The 14,840-nt window shown below is 65.4% G+C and carries 12 protein-coding genes; 7 read left to right on the top strand and 5 right to left on the bottom strand.

Annotated elements, in window-relative coordinates:
- Positions 1–703, bottom strand: a 703-nt coding sequence (locus VGH68_RS01620; protein WP_331601758.1) for a LysR substrate-binding domain-containing protein, incomplete at its 3' end; no start/stop codon positions are given.
- Between the two features lie 134 nt (positions 704–837).
- Here VGH68_RS01620 and VGH68_RS01625 point away from each other — a divergent pair.
- Together VGH68_RS01625 and VGH68_RS01630 are read left to right on the top strand one after the other, a co-directional pair.
- A complete protein-coding gene (locus VGH68_RS01625; RefSeq protein WP_331601759.1) occupies positions 838–2,415 on the top strand; it encodes an MFS transporter in 1,578 nt (525 codons plus the stop codon).
- 212 nt (positions 2,416–2,627) lie between these two features.
- On the top strand, positions 2,628–3,104 hold the full coding sequence (locus VGH68_RS01630; protein WP_331601769.1) for a nuclear transport factor 2 family protein: 477 nt from the start codon (positions 2,628–2,630) through the stop codon (positions 3,102–3,104).
- 150 nt (positions 3,105–3,254) lie between these two features.
- Here the strand turns inward: VGH68_RS01630 and VGH68_RS01635 are convergent, their stop codons facing one another.
- Positions 3,255–4,703: an MFS transporter gene (locus tag VGH68_RS01635; RefSeq protein WP_331601760.1), complete on the bottom strand. Its 1,449-nt coding sequence runs from the start codon at positions 4,701–4,703 to the stop codon at positions 3,255–3,257.
- Positions 4,704–5,049: 346 nt separating this feature from the next.
- Positions 5,050–5,931 carry an oxaloacetate decarboxylase gene (locus tag VGH68_RS01640; protein WP_331601761.1) on the bottom strand — a complete coding sequence of 294 codons (882 nt, stop codon included), beginning with the start codon at positions 5,929–5,931 and terminating at the stop codon, positions 5,050–5,052.
- 261 nt (positions 5,932–6,192) lie between these two features.
- Here VGH68_RS01640 and prpR point away from each other — a divergent pair, with 261 nt between their 5' ends.
- From prpR to ahpF, 3 genes are all read left to right on the top strand, one after another.
- Positions 6,193–8,211, top strand: a complete 2,019-nt coding sequence (gene prpR / locus VGH68_RS01645; protein WP_331601762.1) for a propionate catabolism operon regulatory protein PrpR — start codon at positions 6,193–6,195, stop codon at positions 8,209–8,211.
- A gap of 162 nt (positions 8,212–8,373) precedes the next feature.
- Positions 8,374–8,937 carry an alkyl hydroperoxide reductase subunit C gene (ahpC, locus tag VGH68_RS01650; RefSeq protein ID WP_331601763.1) on the top strand — a complete coding sequence of 188 codons (564 nt, stop codon included), beginning with the start codon at positions 8,374–8,376 and terminating at the stop codon, positions 8,935–8,937.
- A 178-nt stretch (positions 8,938–9,115) separates the two neighbouring features.
- On the top strand, positions 9,116–10,702 hold the full coding sequence (gene ahpF / locus VGH68_RS01655; RefSeq protein WP_331601764.1) for an alkyl hydroperoxide reductase subunit F: 1,587 nt from the start codon (positions 9,116–9,118) through the stop codon (positions 10,700–10,702).
- 173 nt (positions 10,703–10,875) lie between these two features.
- On the opposite strand, the gene VGH68_RS01660 is transcribed toward ahpF, so the two are convergent.
- Positions 10,876–11,601: a pirin family protein gene (locus tag VGH68_RS01660; protein ID WP_331601765.1), complete on the bottom strand. Its 726-nt coding sequence runs from the start codon at positions 11,599–11,601 to the stop codon at positions 10,876–10,878.
- A 135-nt stretch (positions 11,602–11,736) separates the two neighbouring features.
- On the opposite strand from VGH68_RS01660, the gene VGH68_RS01665 reads away from it, so the two are divergent.
- Positions 11,737–12,627 (top strand): LysR family transcriptional regulator, encoded by an 891-nt coding sequence (locus VGH68_RS01665; protein WP_331601766.1) that lies wholly within the window; start codon positions 11,737–11,739, stop codon positions 12,625–12,627.
- Positions 12,628–12,688: 61 nt separating this feature from the next.
- On the opposite strand, the gene VGH68_RS01670 is transcribed toward VGH68_RS01665, so the two are convergent.
- Positions 12,689–13,705: a 1-aminocyclopropane-1-carboxylate deaminase gene (locus VGH68_RS01670; protein WP_331601767.1), complete on the bottom strand. Its 1,017-nt coding sequence runs from the start codon at positions 13,703–13,705 to the stop codon at positions 12,689–12,691.
- Between the two features lie 138 nt (positions 13,706–13,843).
- Here VGH68_RS01670 and VGH68_RS01675 point away from each other — a divergent pair, with 138 nt between their 5' ends.
- A complete protein-coding gene (locus tag VGH68_RS01675) occupies positions 13,844–14,380 on the top strand; it encodes an Lrp/AsnC family transcriptional regulator (RefSeq protein WP_331601768.1) in 537 nt (178 codons plus the stop codon).
- The last annotated feature ends 460 nt before the right edge of the window (positions 14,381–14,840 follow it).

Raw genomic sequence — 14,840 nt, forward strand, 5'->3', positions numbered from 1 at the left:
CGAGAGACACGCATGCGAGTACGGCCGCGAGCGTGCCGGGGCGTGGTCCGAGCCGCGGCGAGAAACGCCCGCGCCGCGCTAGCTCGAAGGTGCCTGATTCCTGTTCGGGCAGCACGAAACATTGATCGCGCAACTGCGCGGGCCGCACGCTTGCGCAGGCCGCTAGCGGCGAGGCGGCCGGCAACGCGAGCACGAACCGGTCGCGGTGCACGGTCGCGCTCTGGATGCCGCTCGCGAGCGGCATCGGCGGACGAACGTAGGCGGCGTCGAGCTGACCGTCGCCGAGCATCGCGGCAACGGCGTCCATCGCCACTTCGCGGATCGATACGTCGACGCCCGGATGGGTGTCGCGAAAGCCGCCGACCGCTGTCTGCAGCACGCCGGCATACACCGCCGACGCGACATAGCCGAGCTCGATGCGCCCCAGCTCGCCGCGCTCGGCCAGCGTCGCCCGCTGTTCGCCGCGCTCGAGATGATCGAGCGCGGCGAGCGCTTCGCTCAGGTACGCGTTGCCCGCCGCGCTCAGCGCGACCGAGCGCTTCGTACGGTAAAAAAGCCGCACGCCGAGCAGCCGTTCGGCCTCCTGGATCAGCCGCGTCAGTGATGGCGCGGCGATGCCCAGTTCGTCGGCGGCGCGCGCGAAGTGCAGCTGTTGCGCGACGCAAACGAAGGCACGGATGTGGCGCAGTTCAAGTTGTCGCATGATTTTCAGTATTGCGCTGATCGCTAATTATTCTGCGATTCTATGGCAATGACAGGCAATAGACAGACCGTTACGATGACGTCACCTGCCGATCCGGTTTCCCATCTGTCCCATCCCCGTGGCGATCCCTGCCCATGTCATCCCCTGTTGATCATCGCGCGCGCGCCGCGCAAACAGCCACCGCGCGTCCGGCGTGGGTGCTGGCCATCGCGTCGGCCACCTGTGCGCTGATCGTGCTCGATACGAATGTCGTGGCTGTCTCGCTGCCGTCGATTGCGCGCTCGTTTCACGCGAACTTCGCCGACGTCGAATGGGTGGTCAGCGCGTATATGGTCGCCTTCGCGTCGTGCCTGCTGCCCGCGGGCGCGCTGGCCGACCGGGTCGGCCGCAAGCGCATGCTGCTTGCCGGGCTCGCGGTGTTCTTTATCGCGTCGCTCGGTTGCGGTGTCGCGCCATCGGCGCTGGCGTTGAACGTCGCGCGCGCGATCAAGGGCATCGGCGCCGCGATGCTGCTGACCGCCGCGCTCGCGGTGATCGCCAACGCCTTTCACGACGGCCCGGCGCGCGTGCGCGCATGGGCCGTGTGGGGCACCTGCATGGGCGTCGCCACGACCGTCGCGCCGCTGGTCGGCGGCGTGATCACGCAATGGCTCGGCTGGCGCTGGATCTTTCTGCTCAATCTGCCGGTGTGCGCCGTGCTTGGCTGGGGCGCATCGCGCGAACTCGTCGAGTCGCGCAATCCGGCGCCCGGTCCGCTGGATGCCGCCGGCAGTCTGCTGTTCGGCCTCGCGCTCGCATCGGGCATCTGGGCGTTGATCGAAGTGCCGTCGAACGGTCTCGCGAGCTGGGCCACCGGTGCGCGGCTCGCGGCGTGCGTGCTGTTGAGCGGTGCGTTCATTCAACTGCAGCGGCGCCGCGCGCATGCGATGGTCGATCTCGCGTTGTTCCGTCAGCCGCGCTTCGTCGCCGCGGTGCTCGCGATGTTCGGCTACGCCGCGTGCGCGCAGGTGATGATGACGTTCTTGCCGCTGTATCTGCAGAACGCGTTCGGTCTGCCGGCCGTCGCCGCCGGTGTCGGCATGTTGCCGTTCGCGCTTGCGATGGTGGTGGGCCCGTACGTCGGCGCGGCGCTCGGCAGGCGCATCCCGCCGATGATTCTGCTGAGCGTGGGCCTGCTGTTGATCGCGCTCGGCAATCTGCTGACCGCGCTCGCCGCCAACGGCGAGCGTTACGCCTGGGTCGCGTGCGGGATGATCGTGACGGGGCTCGGCGCGGGCGTGCTGAACGGCGACACGCAGAAGGCGATCATGGCGTGCGTGCCGCCGGAGCGGACCGGCATGGCGTCGGGCATCAGCGCCACCACGCGTTTTAGCGCGATCGTCACATCGGTCGGCGTGCTCGGCGCGGTGCTCGCGGCGCGCACCCACGCCGCGTTCGTGGCCGGCACGCCGCTGACGCCGCCCGTGCGGGCCGCGCTCGCCGCCGGTTTCCTGTCGCGCGTGATGGCGGGCGACACCGCGCAGGCCACCGGGCAACTCGCGCCGGCGCTGCGCGCGACGCTGACGATGGCCGCGCATGCGAGCTTCGCGGAGGGCTTCGCCGCGGCCTTGGGACTGGCCGCAGTCGTGGCCGCAGTGGTGGCAGCGGGGGTGTGGCGGCTCGCGGGGCGGGAAGAGCTCGCGCGGCCGACGGGGGTGGTGTCGCAGGGGTGACGGTGGGGTGACGGTGGGGGGCGGGTAGCGTCGCTCAGCCCGCTGAATGGATCGCGGCGAACCCACCTGCGGGCCACATAGCAATCCCCCGCCCAGCCCCCCCATCCGCGCTGTTTTCCGATATCGTGTGCGCCACGCCCGCCGCGTACCCCGCGCGGGCGATTTTCCGGAGTGCAACGCCTCGCGCTCCCGCAACGCACGACGCGAAAACCATGAGCCATCCCAACATCGAGCTGATCGAACGGTTCTACACCGCCTTCCAGCAACGCGACGCCGACACCATGGTCGCGTGCTATGCCAACGACGTCGTCTTCAGCGATCCCGCCTTCGGCGAACTCGTCGGCGAGGAAGTCCACGATATGTGGCGCATGCTCGTCAAACACGCGCAGGACTTCTCGCTGACCTTCGGCGACATCGAGGCGGACGATCATGACGGCCGCGCGCAATGGGTGGCCCGCTACCGCTTCAGTCAGACGGGTCGCGACGTGGTCAATCGGATCGACGCGCGCTTCGTGTTCCGCTCCGGGCTGATCGTCGAACACCGCGACAGCTTCGATCTGTGGCTCTGGATGCGTCAGGCGATGGGGGTCCGTGGCACGCTGCTCGGCTGGTCGCCGTTCGTGCGGCGCCTGCTGAGGCAGCAGGCGCGCCGGGGGTTGCTGCTTTATCGCGGGCAATTGGGCCGCTGAGCGCGGACGCGGCATGGCCATGCGCCGGTCGTTGCCGGCGCGAGGTCGATGTTCACGAAGTGGCTGCGCGAGCAACTCGCGCTTTTGCACCGCGGGTCTCTGCAGTCGTGCCGCGTGCGTTGGTGTTGGGCGTGTCGGTCAGCGTTCGCGTCAGCCCTTCGCGGCATTTTCGCCGCCGCGCGAGCCGCCGCGCGAGCCGCCACCGACGCTCTGTCCCGCATCGCGCGCGAGCCCCAGATAGCCGATCACCGATACCAACGTCAGCACGCCGGCAAACAGGAACGCGAGGCGAAAATCGTCGAGCGTGAACACGTGGCCGGTCATCTCGCCGTTCAGATGGGCCGCCACCCGCAGCGACACCGCGCCGAACGCGATGCCGAGGCCGATGGTCATCTGCGCGGCCGCGCTCCACAGCGTGCTCGCCGCGCTCATTTGCGGCTGCGCGATATCGGCGTAGGCGAGCGTGGCGAGCGTCGAAAACTGCATCGAGCGCGCGACGCCGTACACGAACACGACGATCAGCACGAGCGCGAGCGGCACGTTGGGCGTCAGCAGTCCGCACGCGATGGTGAAGATGCCGGCGATCGTCACGTCGACGATCGACACCATGCGAAAACCGTAGCGCTTCAGGATCGGCGTGGTCAGCGCTTTCATGCCGAGATTGCCGACTGCGCTCGCGAGCAGCAGCAGGCCCGAGCGGAATGCCGACAGCCCGAAGCCGAGCTGGAACAGCAGCGGCATCAGATAGGGCACCGCGCCGATGCCGATGCGCGTCAGCGACCCGGTGACGACCGTCACCGAGAAGGTCGGCACCTTCAGCGTGGAAACATCGATCAGCGGAGACGGATGGTGCTTCGCGTGGAAAAACGCGACCACGCCGACGGCAAGGCCGCCGAGCACGACCGCGCCCCCGACCCACGGGTTCGTGGCCGGCTGGCTCGCAAGGTCCGCGCCGTACAGCAGCGCGGTCAGCGCGATCGCGCTCAGCACCAGGCCGACCCCGTCGAGCGGTTTGCGCGCGGTGTCGCGCAGATTCGGCACCATCGCGAGCGCGACGGCGATCGCCGCGAGACCGAACGGCACGTTGAGCAGGAAAATCCAGCGCCACGACGCATAGGTGGTGATAAAGCCGCCGATCGGCGGGCCGACCACCGGCGCTGCGATGGCCGGCCAGGTGATCGTCGAGATCGCCTGCATCATGCGGCTTTTTTCGGTGCTGCGAACCACGATCAGTCGGCCGACCGGCACCATCATCGCGCCACCGATGCCTTGCAGCAGCCGCGCGGCGACGAACTCGGGCACGGTCTGCGACAACCCGCACAGTACCGATGCCACCACGAACACGCTGATCGCGCTGACGAACACCGTGCGACTGCCGCAGCGGTCGGCGACCCAGCCGCTCGCCGGAATGAAGATCGCGAGCGCGAGCATATAGGCGGTCATGCCGAGGCTCAGGCTGTTCGGGCCGACGCCGAAAGAGCGCGCCATCTGCGGCAGCGCGGTGGCGATCACCGTGCTGTCGAGGTACTCCATGAAAAAGGTGGCGGCGACGATGTACGGCAGCCAGCCGACATGCGCGTTGCGGGTAGCGCCGCTCATTGCGCGGACTCCGCCGGGACGCGCGTGCGCGCGGGAAGATGAGCGTGGGCGGGCGAGCGCGGTGCGCGCGAGTTGAGTGACATCATGATGCTTGCTTATACCTTTCGATTGCGTCTGGCCGGTGCCCGCGCGGAGGCGACACCGAGGCGATCCGGGCCCGTGAAGGGCGGCGAACGGCCACGGCGGGCGGGCGACAGCGTCAGCCTGTCTGATTGCCAGTCCCGAATCGTAACGCAATCGATCACACCATACCGCCGGGCGTTGCGGTACATCGTGCAAGCACCGCGCGCGCCCGACTCAAGTATCCGAGGCAATGCTCAAGCGTGCCTTTATCTGCGTGCGCGGCTCAATCCTTCGCCGCGTACTCCTTGTCCAGCCGGTCGTACAGCGGCTTGTTGACGATCCGCTGGCGCTCGCTGAACGGCGCGACGATCGTCGGGTCCTCATCGAGGCGGCCGTTGCTCTTCAACGTGCCGAGTGCGCGCTGCATACCGAGCACCGCGCCCTGCAGCGCCGCGTTCGCGTACAGCACGATGCCGTAGCCGAGTTTCGCGAGCGCGTCGCGAGACTGAACCGGCGTCTTGCCGCCAATCACGATATTGATCAGTTGCGGCGTGTCGAACAGCGACGGCAGGCGTTCGATGTCGGCGAGCGATTCGGTCGCCTCGATAAACAGAATGTCTGCGCCCGCCTCGATGAAGCGATGGCCGCGCTCGATCGCGTCCTCGATGCCGTGGACCGCCGCCGCGTCGGTGCGGGCCATGATCTGCAGGTTGCCGTCCTCGCGCGCATCGACGGCCGCGCGGATCTTGCCAGCCATCTCGCTCGCGGCGACCACCTCCTTGCCGGAGAAGTGACCGCATTTCTTCGGCATCACCTGGTCTTCGAACTGGATCACGTCCGCGCCGCTGCGCTCGAGCACGCGCACCGTCTGGCGCACGTTCAGCGCGTTGCCGAAGCCGGTGTCGGCATCGACGATCAGCGGAAGCGCGACCGCGTCGCGAATCCTGGCAGTGTGCTCGGCGACTTCGGCGAGGCCGATGAAGCCCAGATCGGGCAGCCCGAGCGACATGTTGGTGACACCCGCGCCGGTGATGTAGACCGCCTCGAAACCGGCCTCCTCGATCACGCGCGCGCTCATCGCGTTGAACGCGCCGGGCACGAGCAGGCCCTGACGCTGGTTGACCTTGGCGCGAAACGCGGCGCGGCGGGTGGCGGAAGTGGTCATGGTTTGGGTCTCCAGAAGATGAAACTGAAACGGTGGTGAAACGCGGGCTCAGTTGTGCAGGAAGCGTGCCACGGCAGGCGGTTCGAGCCGCCACGGCCGGTCTGCCTTTTGGTCAACCGTTTGCGGCCTGCGGGCGAAATCGGGCGTTTGGTGCCAGAATACGTCGGCGTTCCATGGAACGTTTCACGAAACGTTTCAAAACCGCCAAGCGGATTGCGCTGCCGCTGCTATGAAACGCAGCTTTAACCCAGGAGAGCCGGAATGTCCCCCTTCACGTCGTTCGCCGCCAATCCGGGCACCGCTCTGCCGGGCGTCGCACTCGTCAGTATCAGCCGCTTGCAGTCGCTTTGCGAGACTGTCGCGCCGCGCTATGCCGCACGCGCACGATTTTTTCCGGTCCGCGAGGGCTATGCGGCGGCTGTAGCGGCGCTGCAAGCATATGTGGAGGCCGGTTCCGTCGATGTCGTGCTGGCCGCCGGCTCGAATGGCGCGTATCTGCAGGCGCATCTGAACGTGCCGGTCGTGATGGTCAAGGTCAACGGCTTCGACGTGCTGAACGCGATCACACGCGCGACGACGACCTGGCCCGGCGCGCGAATCGGTCTCGTGCTGCACGAAACGATCTCGCACGAACTCGACGAATTGGGCCCGTGGTTCAACGTCGATCTGAAGCAGCGCGCGTACCGCTCGATCGACGACGTGCGGCTCGCGGTCCGCCAGCTCGCCGACGCGGGCTGCGGCGTGATCATCGGACCGGGCATGGCCTGCGATCTGGCGCAGCAGGCCGGCATGGAGAGCGTATTCCTGTACTCGCTCGGCGCTGTCGAGGAGGCGTTCGAGCGTTCGGTCGAACTCGCACGCGTGAGCCGCCAGAAAGAATCGCGGCGGATGCGGCTGAACACCATCGTCGCGCATCTGCGCGACGGCGTCGCGGCGTTCGACGACGCCGGCCAGCTCGAAGCCGTCAATCCCGCGATGCTCGATCTGCTCGGCCTCGCCGATGAGCCGCAGCCAAACCGCGCGCGGCTGCAGGTCGCGCGCGCGCTCGCGCCGCTGCTGCGCGACGTGCGGGCGGCCCAGGCGCCGGTCGACGAGCGCATCGAGCAGATCGGCGGGCGCGCGCTGAGCGTCAACTGCATGCCGATCGTCGAGCAGGGCGCGCGCGCCGGGTTCGTCGTCACCGCGCAGGATGCGCTGGTCGCGCAGCGGATCGACCGGTCGTTGCGCACCAGTCAGCGGCCGAGGCAGCTGGTCGCACGGCATCGGCTCGACGACCTGATCGGGGAATCGGCCGCGCTCGCGCGGGTGCGCCGACTCGCGCGTGCCGGCGCCGCGCACGATGCGACTGTGCTGTTGACCGGCGAAAGCGGCACCGGCAAGGAGCTGGTCGCGCAGGGCATCCACAACGCGAGCCGGCGGTGCGGCAATCCGTTCGTCGCGTTCAACTGCGCGGCGCTGCCCGAGGGACTGATCGAAAGCGAGCTGTTCGGCCACGAGGAGGGGGCATTCACCGGCGCGCGGCGCGGCGGCAAGCCGGGCCTCTTTGAGATCGCGCACACCGGCACGATCTTTCTCGATGAAATCGGCGAAATGCCGGCTGCGTTGCAAAGCCGACTGCTGCGCGTGTTGCAGGAGCGGGAAGTGATGAAGCTTGGCGCGGGCCGCGCGACGCCAGTCGACGTGCGCGTGATAGCGGCGACGCACCGCGACCTGCATGCGCTGGTGGAGCAGCGCGCATTCCGGGCGGACCTGTATTTCCGGTTAAATCTGCTTCAGATAAAATTGCCGCCGCTGCGGGAACGGCGAGCCGATATCGCGCCGCTCGCGCGTCATCTGGTGGCGCGTGCCGCGCCGCAGTACGGGTTATCGGCGGCGGCGATCGAACAGGTACTCGCGTTGCTCGATCCGCTTTTCGAGGCCTACGCATGGCCTGGCAATGTCCGCGAACTGGAAAATCTGCTCGCGCGCGCCGCGATTTATGTCGGTGAGCTGGCCGGCGATCCGGCGGACGGTCTGGCTGGGAACTCGCCCTCCAGCGCGTTGCCAGACTGGCATGCGGTGTTTCCGGAGTTCGGACGGACCGGCCCGGCAGCGGTCTTCGCGGGCGGCAACGCGTCCGCGAACGCCGCAACGGGCGGTGCAGTGAGCGCGCCGCCCCGAGCGACCCCCACCCGCGACGATGCATTGCGCGCCCTCGAGAATTCAGGAGGCAATCGCGCCGCGGCGAGCCGCACGCTCGGTATCAGTCGAACCACGCTGTGGCGACTGCTGAAGAACTGAGACAACCCCCGCAAACGGGGCTGCCGGACAATCCGATAGCCGGCGGTAGAAAAATAAATAGTTTGGGACTATCAATATGATTGGAACAATCCGCTTTACCTATCGCGTGCAGTCTGACATACTGGCTTTACTTTCCAACCACCTTGAAAGAGGACTCAGCAAATGCCGATCATCAACAGTCAAGTGAAACCGTTCAAAGCACAGGCTTATCACAACGGCGCTTTCGAGACCGTTACTGAAGAAGACCTGAAGGGCAAGTGGTCGGTTTTCGTGTTCTACCCGGCCGACTTCACATTCGTGTGCCCGACCGAACTGGGCGATCTGGCCGATCGTTACGAAGAATTCAAGAAGCTCGGCGTTGAAATCTACAGCGTGTCCACCGACACGCACTTCACGCACAAGGCATGGCACGACACGTCGGACACGATCCAGAAGATCAAGTACCCGATGCTGGCTGACCCGACGCTCGCGATCTCGCGCAACTTCGACGTGCTGATCGAAGAAGAAGGCCTCGCGCTGCGCGGCACGTTCGTGATCAACCCGGAAGGCGAAATCAAGCTGTGCGAAATCCACGACAACGGCATCGGCCGTGACGCGGGCGAACTGCTGCGCAAGGTCCAGGCAGCCCAGTACATCGCTGCTCACCCGGGTGAAGTCTGCCCCGCGAAGTGGACGCCGGGCGCCGAAACGCTGACCCCGTCGCTCGACCTGATCGGCAAGATCTAAAGGTCTTCGCAGCCTTTCTGGCTGCGGTTTTAAAAATGTGCATCGGCCGGGAACTCCCCGGCGCATCACAGCGCGAGGCGCCTGATACGGCGCTTCGCGTGTCCCCGGCCGCCCGCGTTCTATCCGAGCGCGGTGCCGTGCCGGGATTCCCACCCCTCGTCACGGAACACGCAACGCCATGCTCGACGCCAATCTCAAGACTCAACTGAAAACCTACCTCGAAAAAGTCAGCAAGCCGATCGAGCTGGTCGCGTCGGTCGACGACAGCGCAAAATCGCAGGAGCTGCTGGCCCTGTTGAACGACATTGCGACGTTGTCGGAGCGCGTCACGGTGATCGAGCGTCGCGGCGACAGCGAGCGTAAGCCGTCGTTTTCGATTGGAGAAGCGGGCAAGGGCACCGGCATCCGTTTTGCCGGTATTCCGATGGGACATGAATTCACGTCGCTCGTGCTGGCATTGCTGCAAGTAGGCGGCCACCCGATCAAACTCGACGACGCGGTGATCGAACAGATCCGCAATCTCGACGGCGACTATCAATTCGAAACGTATTTCTCGCTGTCGTGCCAGAACTGCCCGGAAGTCGTGCAGGCGCTGAACGTGATGGCGTTGATCAATCCGCGCATCCGTCACGTCGCGATCGACGGCGCGCTGTTCCAGAACGAAGTCGAAGCGCGCCAGATCATGGCGGTACCGACGATGTTCATGAACGGCGACGTGTTCGGCCAGGGCCGCAGCGGCGTGAAGGAAATCCTCGCGAAGCTCGACAGCAACGCTGGCGCACGCGCCGCGAAGGAACTGGAGAACAAGCCGGTATTCGATACGCTGATCGTCGGCGGCGGCCCGGCAGGTGCGGCGGCCGCGATTTACTCGGCGCGCAAAGGCATCAGAACGGGTGTCGTAGCCGAGCGTTTCGGCGGCCAGGTGCTTGACACGCTCGCGATCGAGAACTTCGTGTCGGTGACTGAAACCGAAGGACCGAAGTTCGCAACCGCGCTCGAACAGCACGTGAAGACCTATGAAGTGGACATCATGGACGTGCAGCGCGCCGAAGCGCTGATTCCGGGGCGCATCAACGAAGTGCGTCTTGTCAACGGCGCGGTGCTGAAGGCCAGGACGATCATCCTCGCGACCGGCGCGCGCTGGCGCCAGATCAACGTGCCGGGCGAGAACGAATACCGCAATCACGGTGTCGCGTATTGCCCGCACTGCGATGGTCCGCTGTTCAAGGGCAAGCGGGTCGCGGTAATCGGCGGCGGCAATTCCGGCGTCGAAGCGGCAATCGATCTCGCGGGTCTCGTGCGTGAAGTCACGCTGCTCGAATTCGGCGCGACGCTGCGCGCCGACGAAGTGCTGCAACGCAAGCTGCGCAGCCTGCCGAACGTCACTGTCGTCACGCAGGCGCAGACCACCGAAATCACCGGCGACGGCAACAAGGTGAACGGTCTCGTGTACAAGGACCTGGCGTCGGGTGAAGTGAAGAAGGTCGAACTCGAAGGCGTGTTCGTGCAGATCGGTCTCGTGCCGAACACCGAATGGCTGAAGGGCACGGTCGAACTGTCGAAGCACGGCGAGATCGTCGTCGACGCACGCGGCGCCACCTCGGTGCCGGGCGTATTCGCCGCCGGAGATGTGACCACGGTGCCGTTCAAGCAGATCGTGATCGCGGTGGGCGACGGTGCGAAAGCATCGCTGAGCGCATTCGATCACCTGATCCGCACCAGCGCGGACGAAGAGACCGAGCTAGAAGCCGAAGCAACGGTTTGATGCCGTAGTTCGATGTTCTTGCAATGATTATGGCGGCCTGCGGGCCGCCATTTTTATTTGTGGATGAACTCAGCGCTGTCGGGCACTTGTGCGTCACGTCCGATGAGAAAAAGCCGCCAGGCATCGGCGGCCTTCTCATTCACTACCGTCCAGCGTTCATACAGCGACTGCGATCAAGCCCACAGTGCCGAGGTCTCGATGTTGCGCAAGTCGAATACCAGCACTTCCGCGTCGTGACCTTGCGAGAAGCTGAGCGCTTGCTCGCCGCGCACCCGTACGCCGTCACCTTCACCGAGTTCGGCGCCATTCACCGTGACGCTGCCGCGTGCCACGTGAACGTACGCATAGCGGTCGCCGGCGAGTTCGAGCCGCGCGGTTTCGTCACCGTCGAACAGCCCCGCGTACACGCGCGCGTCCTGCTGCAACTGCAGCGAATCTTGGGCGCCGTCCGGCGACAGCACCAGCCGCAACACCCCGCGCTTGTCATCCGCGCTGAAATTCCGTTGTTGATAGCGTGGCGCCGTTCCTTGCTGCGCCGGGGCAATCCAGATCTGCAGAAAGTGCACCGGCTCGCTCTTCGAATGGTTGTATTCGCTGTGCGCGACGCCCGTACCTGCGCTCATCAACTGGACATCGCCCGGCACGATGATGGAGCCCGTGCCCATCGTGTCCTTGTGCTCGAGCGCGCCTTCCAGCACGTACGAAAAGATCTCCATGTCGCGATGCGGATGCTTGCCGAAGCCTTGCGCCGGCGCGACGCGGTCGTCGTTAATCACGAGCAGGTCGGAGAAGCCGTTTTGCTTCGGATCGTGATAGCTCGCGAACGAAAACGTGTGACGCGAGCTAAGCCAGCCGTGTTCCGCGCGGCCACGTTGATTCGCGTGTCTGACTTCGAGCATGCTGATTCTCCTTGAGTTGTTCGGCGATCCGTGCCAGATGTTTGGCTGCGATCCATGAACGACAGTTTAGGTCAATCGAGATGCGTATAATCGAAAGGAAATGCGAATAAGTGTCTCATTACAGTGGACAATTCGATGCAACTCGATGACATGCGAATCTTCGTCGCAACCGTCGACGCCCATAACTTCACCGCCGCGGCGAACCGGCTGTCGCTGTCGAAACAGTTCGTGAGCCGCCGCGTGATGGCGCTCGAAGAAACGCTTGGCGTGCAATTGCTGATCCGCAATACGCGCAAGCTGGCCGTGACCGATCTCGGCCAGGAGTTCTACGAACGGGCGAAGCGGATTCTCGGCGAGGTGGAGGAGGCCGAGCAGGCAATGTCGCTGCGCCGCGCCGGACCGCGCGGGCTGCTACGGGTGAGCGCGCCGATGTCGTTCGGCGTGATGCATCTGTCGCCGCTGGTTACGTCGTTTCTGCGCGAGCATCGCGACGTGCGCTTCGACATGGAGCTGAGCGACCGTACCGTCGACGTGGTCGGCGAGGGCTTCGACATGGCGGTCCGTATCGGCACATTGCCCGACTCGTCGCTGATCGCGCAGAAGCTGGTCGACGTGAGCATGCTCGCGTGTTGCAGCCCCGCGTATCTGCGGCGGCGCGGCACGCCGGCCGCGCCGGCTGATCTCGCGCGCCACGAGTGTCTGCTGTACGGCCATGGCGGCGCGGTGAGCTGGGACTTCAAAATCGACGGCGCGGTGAAGAGCGTCGAGGTGCGCGGGCCGCTACGCGCCAACAACGGCGACCTGATTCGCGATGCGGCCGTCGCCGGTCTGGGCATCGTTCGGCTTCCGGACTTTATCGTCGCCGATGCGCTGCGCGCGGGTCAGCTGGTGCCGGTCCTCGAAGCATTCCTGCCGGCCGCGACGGGCGTTTACGCGGTATATCCGCGGCATCGGCAAAGCTCGTTGACGATCCGGGCGTTCGTCGAATTCCTGCGCACGCATCTGCAGACAAGGCTGGTGGGTTAACCGGCCAAGGCCAGGCACCGCCAGCCACTCCCGGCTACCTTCCAGCCACCTTCAGCCACCTTCAACCATCGCGGAAAATAAAGCTATACGCGCTCAACGCCGGCACGCCACCGAGGTGCGCGTACAACACGCGCGAGCCTTCGGGAAACTCGCCATTGCGCACCTTGTCGATCATCGCGTGCATTGACTTGCCCTCGTAGACGGGGTCGGTCAACACGCCTTCCAGCCTCGCGCATAAGCGGATCGCCTCCAACGTGCCCGGATTCGGCAGACCGTATTCCGGGCCGCCGTAGCGTTCGTCCAGCACGATGTCCTGCGCGGTGATGTCGCGGCCGAGTTCGACGCGCTCGGCGGTCTGCTTCGCGATGCGCGTGATCTGCTCGCGCGTTTGCGCGGGTTTCGCCGATGCATCAATGCCGATCACGCGCTCGGCGCGGCCGTCTGCGGCAAACCCGACCACCATGCCCGCCTGCGTGCTGCCGGTCACCGAGCACACGACCACGTAATCGAACTTGAACCCCTGTTCGGCTTCCTGCTGCCGAACTTCTTGCGCGAAGCCGACAAAGCCGAGCCCGCCCAGCGGATGATCCGAGCAGCCCGCCGGAATCGCATAGGGTTTGCCGCCGGCCGCGCGCACGCTGTCGAGCGCGTCTTCCCAGCTCTTGCGAAAGCCGATGTCGAAGCCGTCGGGCACCAGACGCACATCGGCGCCCATGATCCGCGACATCTGGATATTGCCGACGCGGTCGTACACCGCATCCGAATAGTTGACCCAGTTCTCCTGCACGAGCACGCATTTGAGGCCGAGATGCGCGGCGACCGCCGCCACCTGTCGGGTCTGGTTCGATTGAATGCCGCCGATCGACACCAGCGTGTCGCAGCCTTGGGCCAGCGCGTCGGGGATCAGATATTCGAGCTTGCGGGTCTTGTTGCCGCCGAACGCGAAGCCGCTGTTGCAGTCCTCGCGCTTCGCATAGAGCTGCACTTTGCCGCCCAGATGTTCGCTCAGACGTTTGAGCGGCTGGATCGGCGTCGGGCCGAAAGTGAGCGGGTAACGGGGGAATCGTTGCAGGTTCATCGCGGCTCCGTGGGGTGACAAACAGTACATCCATGGTAGGGAAAGCTGCGCGAAATGAGCTTGCGAAAATAACTCACGAGACGTACGTTCGAAAAACACCAGGCGAGCTTTCCTTAATAAAATTCCGCGGACAACGTGATGAACGCAACGAAAATCCGGCGTACTTCCGCGCGCGGCGCGCGGTCTTCCACCCGTGCGGTCCATCCCGATCCGCTGCCCGCGCTCGATCGCATCGATCGCGCGATCCTGCGGCAGTTGCAAGCCGACGCGTCGATTTCGAACGTCGCCCTTGCGGCAAGAGTCAAGCTCAGCGCGCCGGCCTGCCTGCGGCGGGTCGAACGGCTGAAGGCGTCGGGGCTAATCCGCGGCGTGGTCGCGCTGCTCGACCCGAAGGCGGCCGGCGCCGGGATGCTCGTGATCATCGGCGTGGTGCTCGATCGCTCGACGCCCGAATCGTTTGCCGAGTTCGAGAAAGCCGCGCAGAAAGTTGCCGGCTGCATGGAGTGCCACGTCGTGACCGGCGAGTTCGACTATTTCATGGTGATCCGCACGCGCGACAGCGATAGCTTCAACCGTCTGCACGCCGAGCAACTGCTGTATCTGCCCGGCGTGCGGCAGATCCGCTCGTTCATGGTGTTGAAGGAAATCCTGTCGACGACGACATTCCCGCTCTGAATGCACGCAGCGCGTTGCCGTAAATAGAGGCCGCCGACCATCCATTCATCAATTCTCCACACGGTTGGCGCATATCTTGCACACCACCGTCGGATCGCTGGCTCTTTCCGCATTGCTGCGACGCACATCAAGGCTGCCGAACGGCCGTCCTGCCCGCCATCCCGGACGCGCTCCGCCGTATCGGACGCGTTCGCTGCAGCCCGCGCCGTTTACTGAAAGAATTACATGACGTAAGTAGCAGCGCGTCAGTCGCCCGAGCTTGCGGGCCCGCGATGGGGCCCGGGCGAGAACCTAACCTCTTCGCGATACATGAGATCGGAGGCTTCTGGTGTTGAACAGCCGTAGAAATAAGCGGGGCGCTAAGCCTCGCAATAAACAAACCGGCATCGCCGCGCATTCGCTTATCGCGGTGACTCTTGGCGGGTTCACTTTTGTGCCGTCCGTGGCGCTGGCACAGACC

It is taken from the genome of Paraburkholderia sp. (assembly GCF_036488505.1).
Classification (GTDB): Bacteria; Pseudomonadota; Gammaproteobacteria; order Burkholderiales; family Burkholderiaceae; genus Paraburkholderia.